Here is a 16,587-nt window from a genome sequence, read left to right on the forward strand (position 1 = left end):
CAGGCCGGACGGGGAAAGAAACCGAGGCCCTTCCCGTGGGCGCTAGCCGCTTCGGCTCGCGCCTTCGGCGCGTAGCACCTGACGGCCGGCGGCTGGCGGCCGGCGGCCGGACGCTATCCACTCCGGTGACGTCGTCAGGGTGCCTGTCGACTGAACGGCATCACCGCACGACGTCGTAGACCAACTTCTGGATGCCGTTGCCGTACGTCTCCGACTCGATCACCTTCAGGCTTTGCTTGTCCTTGTCCGCCCCGCTGAACAGCCGCTTCCCCGCCCCCAGCAGCACCGGGAACACCAGCAGGTTGTACCGGTCGATCAAGCCCGCGTCGGACAGGGCTCGGTTGAGGGTGGCGCTGCCGTGGACGATGATCGGGCCACCTTCACCCTCCTTCAGTGCGGCGACCTCGTCCAGGGAGCGCAGGATCGTCGTTTCGCCCCAGTTGGAGACCAGGTCACCCTCGGTGAGCGTGGTGGAGACGACGTACTTGGGCATGGCGTTGTAGCGCGGGAACTCCTCGGTCATGGTCGGCCACACCGGTGAGAACGCCTCGTAGCTCACGCGGCCCATCATCATGGCGGCGGCTTCGTCCTGTTCGCGGCTCTTGAGCTCGTATGCGGCCGGGTCGAAGTCGATGTCCTGGAAGGTCCAGCCGGAGTTGCGGTAGCCCGGCTCGCCACCGGGGGCCTCGACGACGCCGTCGAGGGAGACGAAAGCGGTGGTGATCAGGGTGCGCATCGGGTGCTCCTTCAGGTCGATCTCGGGTGCTCTCGTCTGGTGCGTCGAACGAGCACCGTCTGGATCGACAGCTTGCACTGTGACGGCTGCCACATGATCATCGGCGTGCCTTGCCGACGAACGCCACCGAGGTCAGGACGATCGCACAGCCCGCCAGTTGCAGCACGCTGGGACGCTCCGACAGCAGCGCGATGCCCAGCAGGATCGCCGCCACCGGCTGGAGGAGCATCAGGGTCGCCCCGGTCGAGCTCGACATCCTCGGCAGGGCGGTCGAGATGAGCATCCACCCGACGACCTGGCCGACCAGCGCCAGCGCCGCCAGCCAACCCAGCGCGGGCCAACCGGGGGTGAGGTCCAAGCGGTCGGTGGGCACGCCCAGGGCCGCCGCCACGGCACCCGCCGACACCGTGGCGAGCATCAACGTGTGCTCGCGGGCGCCAGGGCCGGCGCTGTGGCGGATCAGCAGGAGGTACGCGGCGTAGCCGACGCCCGCGCCCAGGGCGAGGACCGCGCCCAACACCGGGTCCGGGCCGAACGCGGGCGTGCCGGCCAGGCCACCCGCCAGCACGATGCCGGCCAGCAGCACCGGGACCGCCACGACGAACCGGCCCGACGGACGCTCCCCGAAAACGAGAAACGCCACCACGGGCACGATCACCACCTGGATGGACAGGATCACCGTCGCCACGCCCGCGCCGACCAGCGCGATCGCGTCGCCCCACAGCACGAAGTCCACGCCCAGCCCGACACCCGCCAGCAACGGCAGCGCGATCCGGCGACGGGCCGTGCCACGCCGGCGTTCGAACCACACCAGCACCAGCAGGACGGGCAGCGAGATCAGGCACCGCCAGAACGCGCTGGTGCTCCCGGTGGTGCCGGACACCTTGATGAACACCGACGACAGGGCGATGCAGAAGCTGCCCGCGGCGGCCAGCAGGGCCGGGTGGACTCGCGTCGGCGCAAGGCGCGCCTCGGCGGGGCGGGCTTCGGTCGTGGTCACGGTGCCCAGCCTCGCCCGCGCGACTGTCAAGGACAAGCGAAGGTTCGTGAGCGGAAATCGGTAGCATCGCTTTCGTGTTCGGGTTGGAGCGGATGCGGGCGCTGCACGCGGTGGCCACGCACGGCACGGTCGCGGCGGCGGCGGTCGCGTTGCACGTGACGCCCTCGGGGGTGTCGCAGCAGCTGGCGAAGCTGGAACGGGAGGCCGGGCAGCGGCTGCTGGAGCCGCACGGCCGCAGCGTCCGGCTGACCACCGCCGGGCACGTCCTGGCCCGGCACGCCGAGCGCATCCTCGCCCAGGTCGAGCAGGCGCGCACGGACCTGGAGCTGCTGCGCGACGACGTCACCGGCACGGTCCGGGTCGGCGCTATCCCCACCACCGTGCACGCCCTGCTGCCACCCGCGCTGGCGCTGCTGCGCGACCGGCACCCCGGGCTGGAGGTCACGCTGGAGGAGGGCGAGGCCGAGGAGACGCTGCCGCGGGTGGTCGAGGGCGCGTTGGACGTGGCCGTGCTGGAGAGCTGGGAGCACCGGCCGGTCGCGGTGCCCGCCACGACGTCCCGCACGACCCTGCTGCACGACGTGGCGGACCTGGTGCTGCCCGCGTCCCACCGGCTGGCGCACCGCAAGACCGTTGACCTGGCCGAGGTGGACGACGTGCCGTGGATCGGCTGGAGCGCCGGGTCGGGCTGCCTGGACTGGCTCACCCACGTCCTGCGGCGGCACGGCGTGAACGCCCGGATCAGCTGCACCATCGGCAACTACCCGACCCAGCTGGCACTGGTCGCCGGCAACGTGGGCGCGGCGGTCGTGCCGAGGCTGGGCCGGGACTCGGTGCCCGACGGGGTGCGGGTCGTCGCCACCCGGCCGGCGCTCAACCGGACGATCTACGCGGTCACCCGGTCCGAGGACGACCAGCGCGGCGCGATCCGGGCGTGCGTGGACGCGCTGACCGTCGCGTCGGAACGCTTCCAGCACCTGACTTGAGCAGCGCAGCCCAGAATCCGTTGCGCCGTACGGGCCATCGGCGCGCGGCGGGCGGAAACTTCCGGTACGTTCCGCATCCTTCGGGCCGGTGAGATCAATACGATGAGCGCGTGAGCGACTCCCCCCGGCCGCCAGGAAGACCCGCCGTCGTCGTCCTGTTCTCCGTCGCCGCCTGCGCGCTGCTCGGCGCGTCCGCGTTGACGGCCGTGGCCCTCGCCGACGGCGGACCCGCCGGGGGTGACCCGGTCGCGGTGGGCGAACGCCCCTCCCCCACCCCGCGCACGTCGTCGACCCGCGCGCCCGGCCTGCCGATGTGCATCGTCGGCACGTGGCGCACGGTCGAGGACAGCCTGATGCTGAAGTTCTACACCGACGCCGACCGCATCCCGTTCAGCGGAGGGGGCCGCCGGTACGAGTTCCGGCCGGACGGCACCGCGACGGAGTACCAGGAGAACTGGACGCTGGTCGGCAACTACCAGGGCAACGAGCTGCGGCTGGTGGGCAACGGCGCCACCGAGTTCACCTGGACCGCCAACGACAAGCAGGTCACCTACCTCGCCCGCACCAAGACCACGGTGAAGTACGACTCCTACGACCAGCGCGGCCTCATCGGCACCACGCCGCAGGAGGTCAAGGCGGACGTCAACGAGGTCGACGACTACACCTGCCAGGGCAACCAGTTCACCGAGCAGAACGCCGCCAACGGCTACCGCTCGGTGTGGGTCCGCATCGACGGGGCGGGGGTGTACGGGTGATGCGCCGCGCGACGACCCCGCTCGGCGGGAGTGCTCGGACCACGCACCGCGCGACGACCCCGCTCGGCGGGGGTGGCCGGACCACGCGCCGCGCGGTGGTCCTGCTGGGCGCGGCCTTCCTCGCCCTGGCGCCGAACCTCGCAGCGGCGGCGGCCCCGTCGAGCCCCGAGGAGCGGGCGGCGGCGTTGGCGCGGCCCGGGATCGTCTACATCTCCGTCACCTGGCACGGCTGGGTGCGGGACAAGCGCACCGGCGAGGTGTTCGGCGGCTCGGCGGGCTACGAGGTCAAGACCGCGTGCACCGGCGCGATCGTCACGTCCGACGGGCACATCGCGACCGCCAGCCACTGCGTCCACACCGGACCGCTGGGCGGCGGCGGCGCGCTGATCGCGGCGGCGGTCGCGGACCTGACCAAGGTCGGCCGGGTCAAGGACCAGGCCAAGGCGGAGCGGGACCTCGCCGAGCACGGCCAGGCCGAGGGCGCGTCGCCGGACAGCCCGGTCGAGCGGGCGATCCAGGTGGAACGCGCGGAGGTCAAGGGGTCCGAGCAGGTGCGCGACATCGCGCCGGCCACCGTCGTGGACCTGGTCGCGCCCGAGGACGGCGACATCGCCGTGCTGAAGGTGCCCCGCGAGCACCTGCCCGCCGTGCCGATCCGCGACGACCAGACGCCGGTCGGCACGCCGATCCTGGCCATCGGCTACCCCGGTTCGACCAGCGACGCGGTGGACCCGAGCCTGGAGCCCAGCAGCAAGAACGGCCAGATCTCCGCGCGGCGCACCCAGCAGGGGCGGCCGTTCTACGAGTTCAGCGCCGCCGCCACGCACGGCATGAGCGGCGGGCCGGTGGTGGACATGGACGGCGGGATCGTCGGCCTGGTCAGCCAGGGCTCGCCGGGCGAGACGCAGTCGTTCAACCTCGCCGCCTCCGCCCAGACCCTCGCGGACGTGTTGAAGGGCAAGGAGATCACCGCCGCCCTCGGCGACCACGACCAGGACTACCGCACCGGGCTGGACAAGTACTTCGAGGGCGACTACGACGCGGCGGTCGAGTACTTCGACGCCGTGCTCGCCGGGTCGCCGGGCCACCAGCAGGCCTCCGAGTACCGGAAGCTGGCGGCGGACAAGGGCGGCAAGCCCGGCAGCGCGCCCACGCTGCTGATCGTGTTCGCCTTCCTGTGCGCGGGGATCGCCGTCGCGACGGCCACCGCGGGCACCGCCGTCCTGCTGACCCGCCGCAAGCGCCTGGCGGCGGCTGCACCGGCTCCCGCCTTCACGCCGACCCCGAGCGGCGGAACGCCCAGCGGCGGGATTCCGGTGGCGCCCCAAGGGTTCCCGGTGACACCCGGCGGCGGGTTCGGCGCGCCCAACCCGGCAACGCCCAACCCGGCAACGCCCGGCCAGGGCACGCCCGGCGGCGGGTTCGCCCCGGCGACGCCGGCCGGTGGGTTCGCCTCGGGACCCGGGCTGTCCCCGCCGCAGCAGTCGCCGCAGCCGGCGACGCCAGGAGGCGGGTTCGCGCCGGGCGTCCCCGCCTCCGAAGCCACCACCGACAAGGTGACCAGGCACGACGTCCTACCAGTTGGTCTCGGCGGTCAACCACAGCACCACGGCCAGGCCGATGCCGAGGAAACTGAACGGCGACACGTCCCCACCGGCCAGGACCAGCCCGACGACCAGGCCGATGCCGGCCGCGACCAGGTACAGCCGGGGACCCCACCTGCGGGTCATCCAGGCGCCGACCAGCCCCACGAGGGCGACCAGGCTCATGAGGGTGGCGAACGCGAAGGCCGGTAGCGCGCCGTCGTCCCAGTCACCGCCGTGCTCGGCCTCGTCGACCCACCCGACGAGGCCGGCCATGAGCACGAACACGTTCGCCAGCGTCAACAGCACGAGCAGCGCGATGGTCGCGCCGCTCTTCCTCGCCCGCTCCACCGGTTGCGACATGACAGTCCTTTCTCGACAGTGGTGGACCACAACGGCCCACCACGTCTGAGCAGGACTACGTGCCGTGCGTTCCGGGTGCCGGGGGTGGAAGTTTCCGGTTCCGGGCGGCCCGTTCGACCTCGTGCAGGTCCGCCGCGGTGACCAGGCGGGTCTCCGCCGCCCGCCGCGCCACGGCGAACCGGACGTTCTGCAACCGGCCCTCGTGCGGGGCGAGGTAGGGGTCGTCGGCGACCCCGAACGCGACCGCCGAGATGGCCCGGATGGCGTCGTCCACGCGCTGCGGCCGGTGCAGGTTCCAGGCGTAGCCGTGCCAGTGCAGGACGCGTTCGTAGATCTCCTTGTTCGACGGCGGGCGCGGGTAGTCGTCCTTGCCCGCCAGCCACGGCTCGCACAGCGCCAGCGCCACGTACCAGTCGCGGCTGCCGCGTTGCAGGCTCGGCCCCTTGCCGGTGACCTCGCCCTCCGGCGCGTCGAGCTCGGAGGTGGTCTCCGACGCCGAGACGTCGATGTTGAGCACGAGGTCGGTGAAGCCGAGCGGTCCCTGGCGGCCCAGCAGGAGCACCAACTGGTTTTCGCCCCGGTCCAGCAGCGCGGACATCGACCGGGCCAGGATGACCCGCCTTGCGCCGCCGGGCGCGTCGAACAGGCTGGACAGCTGGGCCTCGCCCGCGCCCAGCCAGTGCAGCGCCACGGTGTCGGTGCCCACGACCAGTTCCCCGACCAGCCGCGACACGTGCGGCGCGCAGTCGGGCAGGGTCAGCGACACCCGGCCGGGCGCGGGTCGGCCCACGACGGGCGCCCGGCCGAACACCAGCGACTCGCCGGGCCGCAGCACGACCGCGCCGACACCGGCCGCCCGCACGACGACCGTGGGCATGGTGACGCCTTCGACCCCTTCGGGCACGCCGTTCACTCCGGGCACGTCGGCGCCTTCCCCCGGTCCGGGCCCAGCGCGTTCCACTCGTCGGCCAGCGTCTCGCGGTCCAGCAACCCGCACAGCACCTCGGTGCCGTGCGCCGGGTCGAGGTGGAACACCCGGGCGACGCCGTCCGCGCCGACGCTGGCCAACCGCTTCCCCCCGCTGTCGAACTCCAGGTCGTTCAACTGGTCCTCGTGCCGGTCCAGGCGGGCCAGGAACCGCCGGTCCTCGACGTTCCACAGGCGCACCACGGTGTCCTGGCTGGCGGTGGCCAGCGACTTGCCGTCCGGGCTGAACGCCACCCGCCGGATGGTCGAGTCGCTGCCGGTCAGCTCACCGACGAGCTGACCGTCGCGCACCCGCCACAGCTTCACGACCCGGTCGGAGCCGCCGGTGGCCAGCAGGGCGCCGTCCGGGCTGAAGTCGGAGTCGATGGCGATGCCGTCGTGGCCGGGCAGGATCGTGAGCTCCGCGCCCGGGTCGACCAGGTTCCACAGGCCCACCTTGCCCGCCGACAGCGGCACGGCCAGGGTCTTGCCGTCCGGGCTGAACGCGATGCCGGTGGGGTGGTTGTTGAACAGCACCCTGCCCTCGTCGTTGCGCGGTTCGCCGCGGGTCGAGCGGCGTTGCGGCGACAGCGACAGGTCCGCGGCGCGCAGCAGCAGGATCTCGTCGCGGTCCTCGGTGGAGGTCGCGGGCGAGCGGCCGGCGACGGCGATCTGCTTGCCGTCCGGGCTGTAGCGCATGCTGGCCATGACCGTGCCGGGCCTGCTGAACCGCCGCTGCTCGACCACGTCGGAGACCCGCCACACGACGACCGCGCCGTCCTCGCCGGAGGTGGCGAGTTCCTTGCCGTCCGGGGTGAAGTCGACGTCGTAGGCCGCGCCCTCGTGCGCCTTGACCCGCTTGACCAGGTCGCCGGTGGTGGTGTCCCACAGCTCCAGGAACCCGGCGCCGTCGGTGGTGGCCATGAGCTTGTCGTCGGGGTGGATGGCGACGCCGATCGCCGAGCCGTGCCGGTCGCCCATCACGGTCTGCCCGAGCTGCCACACGGTGATCTCGCCCGAGGAGTCGCCGCCGATCATGGTGTGGCCGTCGGCGGAGACGGTGATGCCGAACGTGGTCACCGACCGGGTCGCGAGCCGGGCCACCAGGACGAGGCTGCTCGGGTCCCACGAGTAGACGCTGGTGCCGTTGCCGCTGGCGACGATCGCGTTGCCGTTGGCGCTGAAGCCGACCGAGGTCAGGCCGCCCTCGGGTGAGGAGAGGGTGTCGCGCGCGGTCCAGGTGTTCGTGTCCCACAGGCGGACCGTGCCGTCGGTCGAGGCGCTGGCCAGGGTGGGACCGGCCGGGTCGAACGCCATCGCCTGGACGTTGTCGGTGTGGCCGGTCAGCGTCGCGACGGTCGCCCCGTCCGCGATGCGGCGGATCTGCACGTTGTGGCGGTCGGTCAACGCCAGGAGGCTCTTGTCCGGGCTCATCGCCATGAAGATCGAGGGGGAGGTGATCGGCACCACGGCGCGTTCGGCGAAGTTCCGGGTGTCGTAGACGACCAGGCCGCGGTCGTTGAACGTGACGACCTGGGTGCCGTCGCGGGACAGCACGGTGTCGATGCCCTCACCGGGGACGTCGCGGACCTTCTCCCGCTTCTCCACGTCCCACAGCGAGACGGTCTTCTTCTCCGTGTTGGCGGTGGCCAGCAGCTTGCCGTCCGCGCTCATGGACACCGTGCGGAACCAGCCGCCACCGCCGTCCAGCTCGGCGATCTGCTCGCGCTTCTCCACGTCCCACAGGCGCAGCGAACCCTCGTTGTCGCCGCTGGCCAGGACCTTGCCGTCACCGGACACCGACACGGCGGAGATCACGCCCTTGTGGCCGGTCATCCGGCCCCGGTAGCCGTCCACGGCGACGCTGAGCAGGGCGCTGCGGCTCTCCACGGTCTCGCCCGCCTGCCAGGAGCCCAGCGCGGACAGCGCGCTGCGCCGGGGGTCCACGCCGCGGGCCAGGGCGGCTTCGGCGGCCAGTTGGCGGGACAGGTTGAGCTGCCCGGACTCCTCCGCCCGGTCGCGCTGGGCGCGGGCGTCCTGCCCGAGGTTGGTGGCCACGACGATCGCGCCCGCCGCGACCAGCAGCAGCACGCTCAGCGCGGCGACCAGGGTGCGCAGCCGCCGGGTCCGCCTGCGGGCGGCGAGCTGACCGGCCTGCTCGGCGGCGGTGGAGCGGGCCAGGAACTCCTGCTCGGCCGGTTGCAGCCGGACGCGGTCGCGCGCGGAGTCCAGCCACGCGGTCAGCGAGGCCAGCCGCACGCCCCGGTACAAGTCGTCGGCGTGCTGCCCGGACTCCAGCCACACCCGCACCGCGTCGGTGAACCGGCGGTGCTGGATCAGGCCGGCGCGGTCCTCGTCGATCCAGCCGCGCAGCCGGGGCCACGCGGACAGCAGCGCCTCGTGGCTCAGGCGGGCGCCGGTGCCGTCCACGGTGACCAGGCGGGCGCTGATCAGCTGGTCGAGGATGACCGGGGCGGGCAGTTCGCGCGGGTCCACGCGGCGGCGCACGGCGGTGCCGTCGTCGAACACCGTGACCATGCGCAGCAAGGTGGTGCGCAGCAGGGTCCGGCCCAGCGGGTCGAGGCGGTCGTGGATCTCGTCGGCGGTGCGCGCGACCGCGCCGTCGATGCCGCCCGCCCGGCGGTAGGCGGCGAGGGTGAGCATGTTGCCCTCGCGGTGGTTCCACGTCTCGCGCAGGGCGTGCGCGAGCCGGGGCAGGGCGCCGGGGTCGTAGCCGATCTCGCCGCGCACGCCCAGGTCGGCGATGAGCCGTTCCGGTAAGCCGGCCTCGACCTCCAGGCCCGCGTCCCGGGCCGGCACGACGATGGCCTGGCGCAGCTCGGTGGCGTCCATCGGGCCGAGCACGATCGGCGCTTGCAGGGCTGGGCGCAGGGGCGCCAGCTCGATGCAGCGGTCGACCAGGTCGGCGCGGACGGCGAGCACGACGATGGCCGGGCTCGCGGAGGTCAGGGCGGTGGCGTAGGCGATCCGGTCGGCCTCGGGCGCGCCGTAGGTGAACAGCTCCTCGAACTGGTCGACCAGGATCACCGGCCGGGTCGCGGTCTCGCCGACCGAGCGCGCGCACGTCTCGCCGAACTTGGCGGGCGTCTGGCGGATCACCCGCACCCACTCCTCGGCGTCCAGCGCGGAGTGCGCGGCCATCGCCGTGGCCAGGCCGCGGATCGGGTCCGGGCCGGGGGTGAGCACGATCTGGGGCCAGTCGGCGAGGTCGGGGCCGTCGCCGCCGGCCAGCGCGGTCAGCAGGCCGGCGCGCAGCACCGAGGACTTGCCCGAGCCGGACGCGCCGACCACCACCACCGGCTCGCCGCCGTCGAGCTGCTCGGCCAGCCGCACCAGCAGGTCGGTGACCACGTGGTCGCGGCCGTGGAACAGGGCGGCGTCGGCGCGGTCGAACCCGGACAGGCCGGGGTAGGGGCAGACGGGCTTGCTGCTGTAGGGCATCCGGCGGGTGCCGGGCTTGCGCTCCTGGGCCCGCATGATCGCCCGCACCAGGCGGCCCTGGTCGCGTTCCTTGGACGGGCCGGGCAGGGTCGGGTTCGCGGAGCGGACCGTGCCGCCGGAGTAGGAGGCGGCCTCGGCGGCGGTGATCAGGGCCGTGGCCGACGGGAAGCGGCGGGCGGGGTCCTTGGCCAGGCCGCGCAGCACCACCTGGTCCAGCGCGGGGGTGATGGTCGGCAGGAACACCGAGGGCGCGGGCGGCGGCTGGAGCAGGTGGCCCGCGACCTTGGCCGCCATGTCCACCGCCGGGTAGGGCAGGCGGCCGGTCAGGCACTCGAACAGCACGCAGGCCAGGGAGTACTGGTCGGAGCGGCCGTCGACGTCGCTGCGGGACAGCCGTTCGGGGGCCATGTAGTCCCACGAGCCGATCAGGTCGCCGGACTGGGTCAGCACGGTCGCGTCCGCCGAGGTCTCGCGGGCGATGCCGAAGTCGGCGAGGTAGGCGCGGCCGGAGCCGTCGACGAGGATGTTGGAGGGCTTGACGTCCCGGTGCACCAGCCCGGCCTCGTGGGCGGCGTCCAGGGCGCGGGCGACCTGGCGCAGCACCGCCAGCGCGCGGTCGGGGTCCACCTGGCCCTGGCCCATCATGCGCCGCAGGTCGGTGCCGTCGACTAGCAGCATGTCCAGGTAGAGCTGGCCGTCGATCTCCCCGAAGTCGTGCACGGGGACGATGTTCGGGTGGCTCAGCGACGCCGCCAGCCGCGCCTCGCGCTGGAACCGGGCGCGGAACTCGGGGTCGGCCACCGAGGCGGGCAGCTTCTTGAGCGCCACGACCCGGTCGTTCACCGTGTCGTGCGCCCGGTACACCACACCCATGCCGCCTTGGCCGAGCATGCCCAGGATCCGGTACGGCCCGAAGTCGGCCTCGTCGGTCACCGCCACTCCCCCATCTCGCGATCGGTCCACCCTACTGAGATCCCCCGACGCCCCCTCGGGTTCCTACGCCATCCGGGCGCGCGCCGGTCCCCGCGTGGGAGATCTTCTCCTGAGGGGTCGCGGGGCCGGGATCCGGCCCTGGCCGGCATGCGCTCGTCTGTCCTCTGTGGATGGTCCCGGGGCGTCCGGGACGCGGTGGCGACCGCGTCGCACGCCACCGAACGCCTCGCGGCGTAAAGCCTGTCGGCGTATCGACGATTGGCCGTTCCGGCGCAAACACGGGGAATTCGTCGAATAGCTTTCGAAACATTTCGATTGGCCCGACCTGCTTGTTCGCCTGGTCAGGGCCGGAAGTGTGTCTCATTAGGCGCTTGCCGGCGCTATCTGTTTCGGTCAATACTGCTAAAAGTTTCAGGCCTGGAACGAGACGACTGTCCCCAGTGCTCCCCAGAAGGTGCCAAAACATGAAGCTGACATCGAGGTCAGTGTCGCGCGCCGCGTTGGTGTCGACGGTGCTCACCACCGTCGCGCTCAGCGCCGCCGCGCTCGTGGCGACCTCCGCGAACGCCGCGACCACGCTCGGCGCGTCCGCGGCCCAGTCGGGTCGCTACTTCGGCACGGCCGTGGCCGGGTTCAAGCTGAGCGACTCGACGTACGTGGGCATCCTGAACCGCGAGTTCAACATGGTCACGGCCGAGAACGAGATGAAGATCGACGCGACCGAGCCGAGCCAGAACCAGTTCACCTTCGGCAGCGCCGACCGGATCGTCAACCACGCGCTGGCGCAGGGCATGCGGGTGCGCGGCCACACGCTGGCGTGGCACTCCCAGCAGCCGGCGTGGATGACGCGCCTGGAGGGTTCCGCGCTGCGGTCGGCGCTGCTCAACCACGTCACCCGGGTCGCGGACTACTACAAGGGCAAGATCTACGCCTGGGACGTGGTGAACGAGGCCTTCGAGGACGGCTCCTCCGGCGCCCGCCGCAACTCCAACCTCCAGCGCACCGGCAACGACTGGATCGAAGCCGCCTTCCGCGCGGCGCGAGCAGCCGACCCGGCCGCGAAGCTCTGCTACAACGACTACAACACCGACGACTGGACCCACGCCAAGACCCAGGCCGTCTACCGCATGGTCCAGGACTTCAAGTCCCGCGGCGTCCCCATCGACTGCGTCGGCCTCCAGTCCCACTTCAACCCGCAGAGCCCGGTGCCCTCCAACTACCAGACCACCCTCCAGAACTTCGCCAACCTCGGCGTCGACGTCCAGATCACCGAACTCGACATCGAAGGCTCCGGTTCCACGCAGGCGGCCAACTACGAGCGCGTGACCAAGGCCTGCCTGGCCGTCACCCGGTGCACCGGCATCACGGTGTGGGGCATCCGCGACACCGACTCGTGGCGCTCGTCCGGCACCCCGCTGCTGTTCGACGGCTCGGGCAACAAGAAGCCCGCGTACACCTCCGTCCTGAACGCCCTGAACAGCGTCGGCCCGACCACGACCACTACGACTTCCGGTGACCCGATCCCCAGCGGCTGCACCGCGACCACGTCGGTGAACGCGTGGAACGGCGGCTACGTGGTGACGGTCAGGGTCACGGCCGGCGCGACGGCGATCCGGGGCTGGACCGTCACGCTGGGCCTGCCGTCCGGTTCGACGGTGACCAACTCGTGGAACGTCCAGCGCAGCGGCGACCAGTGGTCCAACGTCGCCTACAACGGCAGCGTGGCAGCCGGCCAGTACACGGAATTCGGCTTCCAGGGCACCGGCACCATCGGCACCCCCAACCCGACCTGCACCGCTTCCTGAGTGAACCGGGCCGGGATGCCCTCCTCCCCTTGGGCATCCCGGCCCACCTTCGCCCGCCTAGATTTGTCGGTCCCCCGTGGGACAATGGAGACGGGGGCCGGAGGCCACGCCAACCCCACGCAAACACCTACGCTGCCACCCCGCCCGCACTCCCACGCCAGCCGCACTCCCACGCCAGCCGCGCTCGGACCCCGGCCCTTCGCCGCCGTCGCACCCGGCCCACGCAGCACCCGCGCCACTAACTCCCCCGCCGCGTCATCTGCCCACGCGGCACCCGCGCCTCCCCGGGCCGCTTCCCTGCCGCGCTTTCTCCTGCGCCCGTCCTGCCGCACCCCTCCCGCCTCCCGCAGCGCCCCTCCGCAGCGCCCCTCCGCAGCGCCCACTCCCACGCGCTCCTCTCCGCGCGCCCCCTTCCACCACGCCCCCTTCCACCACGCCCCCTTCCACCACGCCCTCTGCCGCCACGCCCTCTGCCGCCGCGCATCAACCCGTGTACTTGCGCCCACTCACCCGCGCTCGCCGCGCCCGCGCCCCTCGGTCCCCTCCCCCGTCGCCCACCGCACGAGCCTGCCGCCGCCCACAGCACCGCAGCCCAGCGCACGCGACACCGGCCGGAATTGTCGGTCCCCCGTGGGACAATGGAGACGGGGGCCGGAGGCCGCCGGTCAGCACGCAGACGCCGGCTAGCGCAGTCGGACCGGGAGTGAGGCGTGGCCGTTGGAGATGAACGACGGCAAAGGGTGCAACTCCTCCGCCGGCACCGCGAGCCCCAACCCCGGGAACCGCCCGAACAACGCCGGCAGCGCGATCTCCGCCTCCATCCGCGCCAGCGGCGCACCCAAGCAGTAGTGCGCGCCGAACCCGAACGACAAGTGCGTCTTGTCCGCCCGCCCCGGATCGAACTCCGCCGCCGTCGGACCGTGCTGCTCAGGATCCCGCCCGGCCGCCGCATACCCGGCCAGCACAGCCTCCCCCCGCGCGATCACCACCCCGTCAACCTCGACATCCTCCACCGCATACCGCAACGGCAAGTGCGCCACAGGCGCCTGCCACCGCAAGGTCTCCTCGACCACATCCGCCCACGACACCTCGCCCGCCACAACCCGCCCCAGCCACGACGGGTGCGTCAACAAAGCCGTGATGGCGTGGTCCAGCAGGTTCACCGTGGTCTCGTGGCCGGCGGCCAGCACCAGGATCAGCGTGTCCACCAGCTCCTGCTCGGTCAGCCGCGTCCCGTCCTCGTCGCGCGCCGCGATCAGGCCGTCGGCCAGGTCGTCGCCGGGGTTGCTCCGCTTGGCCTCGATCAGCCCGTGCAGCAAGGCGTACAGGTCCTGCTGGTTGGCGACGGCTACCTCCGGCGAGGCGGTCGTGTCGAAGATGACGTCCACCGCCCTCCGCAGCCCCGGTCGCAGGTCCTCGGGCACGCCGAACAGCCGGCAGATCACCTCGATCGGCAGCGGGTAGGCGAAACCCTCGCGCAGGTCGGTCACGTCCGGTCCGGCGGCCAGTGCGTCCAGGAGGTCGGCGGTGATCTGCTCGACCCCCGGACGCAGGTCCTCGACCCGCCGCGGGGTGAAGGCCTTGGACACCAACGCCCGCAGCCTGCGGTGTTCGTCGCCGTAGGCGGTGAACATGTTGCGCACCGACACCCACAGGTGCAGCGGCCAGTCGTCCGGGACCTCGCCGTCCTGCCACGCCCGCCAGTGCCGGCGCGGGTCCTTGGACAGCCGTTCGTCGCCGAGCAGCCGTTTGAGGTCCGCCAGGCCCCCGACCGACCACGCGGTGATCCCGCCGGGCAGCTCGACCCGGGTCAGCCGGCCCCGTGCGCGCAACACCTCCGCCTCGCCGTGGATGTCGCGGCCGGTGGGGTCGAGGGTGAACGCCATCAGGTCTCCAGACTATCGACGGTAGGAAACCCATAGTCACCACACCATGACACTGCGTACAAGGGGCTAATCGGTGACGGGCACGATCCGCGCCGACACCAGCTCGCCCGCCGCCACCTCCAGCACGCCGATCGTCCCGTGCGGCTGACGACGGCGGTCGGTGGGCGAACCCGGGTTGAAGATGCGCACGCCGTCGCCGGTCTCGTCCAGCGGGATGTGGGAGTGCCCGAACACCACCAGCCGCGCGTTCGGGAACCGCCGCCGCATCCGGGCCGTGCGCCCCTTCGCCTGGCCGCTGTCGTGGATCATCGCCACCGGCAGGCCGTCCACGTCCAGCTCCACCGCCTCCGGCGCTCCCCACGCGACCACGTCCGGCCCGTCGTTGTTGCCGCACACCGCCACCACCGGGGCGAACGCCGCCAGCTCGTCCAGCACGGACGGCACGCACACGTCCCCGGCGTGCAGGATCAGGTCGGCGTCACGCAGGTGCTCCGCGACCCTCGGCGGACAGCTCTTCCACCGGCGGGGCGCGTGCGTGTCGGACAGGACCACGACTCTCATACCGACGTTGATACCCCGACCACGGGATGACCGCCCGTCATCCCGCCGGCTGACGACCGCGCGGCGAGGAGCGCCACATGATCGTCCGGCACGACGAGTGAGGGGACGACATGAGGGGAAAGACCGCGCTGGCGGTCGTACTGGGACTGGCCGCCGCGATCGCGCCCGCCGTGGCGCGGGCCGAACCGGGCATCGCGTGGCGGGCGTGCGGCGAGCAGGGGGCCGAGTGCGGTTCCGTGCGGGTGCCGCTGGACTGGGACCGCCCGGGTGAGCGGATCACCCTGGCCGTGTCCCGCGTGAAGGCCGATCCCGCGCGGCGGATCGGTGTGCTGTTCATCAACCCCGGCGGACCGGGCGGTCCCGGCGTGCCGATGGTGCGGGACTACGCGCGGGACGTGTTCACGGCCGAGCTGCGCGACCGGTTCGACATCGTCGGCGTGGACCCGCGCGGTGTCGGGGAGAGCCGGCCCGCGATCACCTGCCCGACGCCGCCGTTCGACCCTGCTGTGACGCAGTTCCCGGCCACCGCCGAGCAGTACCAGCGGCTGGTCTCGCACAACCGGCGCGTCGCCGAGGATTGCCGCCGTGCCACCGGTCCGCTGATCGACCACGTGGACACGATCAGTGCCGCCCGCGACTTCGACGCGGTGCGGAAGGCGTTGGGAGAACGGCAAGTCAGCTGGCTGGGGCTGTCCTACGGGACTTTGCTCGGTACCACCTACGCCCGCCTGTTCCCGGACCGCGTCCGCGCGGCGGTGTTCGACGGCGCGGTCGACCACACCGTCGGCACGCGGCGCATGGCCTCGGACGAGGCACGCGTGACAGAAGACGTGTTCGCGCGGTTCGCGCAGTGGTGCGCAGAGGAAGTCAAGTGCGCCTTGCATGACAAGGACGTCACCGCGTACTACCGGTCGCTGTTGGACCGCGCACCACTTCCGGCGCAAGGGATCCCGAACGGCGTTCCCGCCGAACAGCTCGGGTACGGCACGTACTCGGCGCTGTACTCCCCCGCCAACTGGTCCCGGCTCGCGGAGTTGTTGCGGGACGCGGAAACCGACGCGGCCCCCTTCGCCGCCCAGTCCACCGACCCGGCGTACCGGGTGATCGCGTGCCACGACTTCCCCAGTGACGTCAGGGGTTTCGTCGACCTCGCGGTGCGGCAACGGGAGATCCGGCGCATCGCACCGGTGACCCGCGGGTACGTCGAGGGTTGGGACGTCCAGGCCGGGTGCGCCGGGTGGCCGATCCCGGCGGCGAACCCGTGGCGGCGGGAACACGTCAGTGGCGTGGCGAACGTTCTGGTCGTCAGCGGCGAGCACGACCCGGCCACGCCGATGGTGTGGGGACGCGGCCTGGCCCGGCAGATCGCCGGCTCGCAGCTGCTGACCTGGTCGGGGGTCGGCCACACCGCGTACTTCAACGATCCCGTGACCTTGGCGCGGGAGGTGGCGCACCTGGTGTCGCCGCCAAGCCCTTAGAGCACAACGTCCCTAAGAGCACGACGCGAGAAGACATCGGCCGCGCGCTGAGGCATCGTCGGAGCCCAGCGAA

11 protein-coding genes are annotated in these 16,587 nt (G+C 72.3%); 5 read left to right on the forward strand and 6 right to left on the reverse strand.

The window, feature by feature from the left end; all coding sequences use genetic code 11:
- Positions 1 to 160 precede the first annotated feature (160 nt).
- Together WBN91_RS21750 and WBN91_RS21755 are read right to left on the reverse strand one after the other, a co-directional pair.
- Complete coding sequence (locus WBN91_RS21750) at positions 161 to 736, reverse strand: dihydrofolate reductase family protein (RefSeq protein ID WP_337725992.1); 576 nt, start codon at positions 734 to 736, stop codon at positions 161 to 163.
- A gap of 97 nt (positions 737 to 833) precedes the next feature.
- Positions 834 to 1,736 (reverse strand): DMT family transporter, encoded by a 903-nt coding sequence (locus WBN91_RS21755; RefSeq protein ID WP_337725991.1) that lies wholly within the window; start codon positions 1,734 to 1,736, stop codon positions 834 to 836.
- Positions 1,737 to 1,810: 74 nt separating this feature from the next.
- Here WBN91_RS21755 and WBN91_RS21760 point away from each other — a divergent pair, with 74 nt between their 5' ends.
- The 3 genes from WBN91_RS21760 (at position 1,811) to WBN91_RS21770 (ending at position 5,273) form a co-directional block, all read left to right on the forward strand.
- On the forward strand, positions 1,811 to 2,722 hold the full coding sequence (locus tag WBN91_RS21760) for a LysR substrate-binding domain-containing protein (RefSeq protein WP_337725990.1): 912 nt from the start codon (positions 1,811 to 1,813) through the stop codon (positions 2,720 to 2,722).
- 110 nt (positions 2,723 to 2,832) lie between these two features.
- Positions 2,833 to 3,477: a hypothetical protein gene (locus WBN91_RS21765; protein WP_337725989.1), complete on the forward strand. Its 645-nt coding sequence runs from the start codon at positions 2,833 to 2,835 to the stop codon at positions 3,475 to 3,477.
- Positions 3,477 to 5,273: a trypsin-like peptidase domain-containing protein gene (locus tag WBN91_RS21770; RefSeq protein WP_337725988.1), complete on the forward strand. Its 1,797-nt coding sequence runs from the start codon at positions 3,477 to 3,479 to the stop codon at positions 5,271 to 5,273. The genes WBN91_RS21765 and WBN91_RS21770 overlap by 1 nt, the downstream gene beginning before the upstream one ends.
- A 205-nt stretch (positions 5,274 to 5,478) precedes the next feature.
- Here the strand turns inward: WBN91_RS21770 and WBN91_RS21775 are convergent, their stop codons facing one another.
- Both WBN91_RS21775 and WBN91_RS21780 read right to left on the reverse strand, forming a co-directional pair.
- Positions 5,479 to 6,345: a hypothetical protein gene (locus WBN91_RS21775; RefSeq protein ID WP_337725987.1), complete on the reverse strand. Its 867-nt coding sequence runs from the start codon at positions 6,343 to 6,345 to the stop codon at positions 5,479 to 5,481.
- Positions 6,333 to 10,784 (reverse strand): nSTAND1 domain-containing NTPase, encoded by a 4,452-nt coding sequence (locus WBN91_RS21780; RefSeq protein WP_337725986.1) that lies wholly within the window; start codon positions 10,782 to 10,784, stop codon positions 6,333 to 6,335. Before WBN91_RS21780 ends, WBN91_RS21775 begins: the two co-directional genes overlap by 13 nt.
- Before the next feature lie 464 nt (positions 10,785 to 11,248).
- On the opposite strand from WBN91_RS21780, the gene WBN91_RS21785 reads away from it, so the two are divergent.
- Positions 11,249 to 12,589, forward strand: a complete 1,341-nt coding sequence (locus WBN91_RS21785; RefSeq protein WP_337725985.1) for an endo-1,4-beta-xylanase — start codon at positions 11,249 to 11,251, stop codon at positions 12,587 to 12,589.
- Positions 12,590 to 13,272: 683 nt separating this feature from the next.
- On the opposite strand, the gene WBN91_RS21790 is transcribed toward WBN91_RS21785, so the two are convergent.
- Together WBN91_RS21790 and WBN91_RS21795 are read right to left on the reverse strand one after the other, a co-directional pair.
- Positions 13,273 to 14,475: a cytochrome P450 family protein gene (locus WBN91_RS21790; RefSeq protein WP_337725984.1), complete on the reverse strand. Its 1,203-nt coding sequence runs from the start codon at positions 14,473 to 14,475 to the stop codon at positions 13,273 to 13,275.
- Positions 14,476 to 14,541: 66 nt separating this feature from the next.
- A complete protein-coding gene (locus WBN91_RS21795; RefSeq protein WP_337725983.1) occupies positions 14,542 to 15,036 on the reverse strand; it encodes a metallophosphoesterase family protein in 495 nt (164 codons plus the stop codon).
- A gap of 110 nt (positions 15,037 to 15,146) precedes the next feature.
- Between WBN91_RS21795 and WBN91_RS21800 the strand changes: the two genes are divergently transcribed.
- Positions 15,147 to 16,514 carry an alpha/beta hydrolase gene (locus WBN91_RS21800; RefSeq protein WP_337725982.1) on the forward strand — a complete coding sequence of 456 codons (1,368 nt, stop codon included), beginning with the start codon at positions 15,147 to 15,149 and terminating at the stop codon, positions 16,512 to 16,514.
- The last annotated feature ends 73 nt before the right edge of the window (positions 16,515 to 16,587 follow it).

It is taken from the genome of Saccharothrix sp. CCNWYY140 (assembly GCF_037401995.1).
Classification (GTDB): Bacteria; Actinomycetota; Actinomycetes; order Mycobacteriales; family Pseudonocardiaceae; genus Actinosynnema.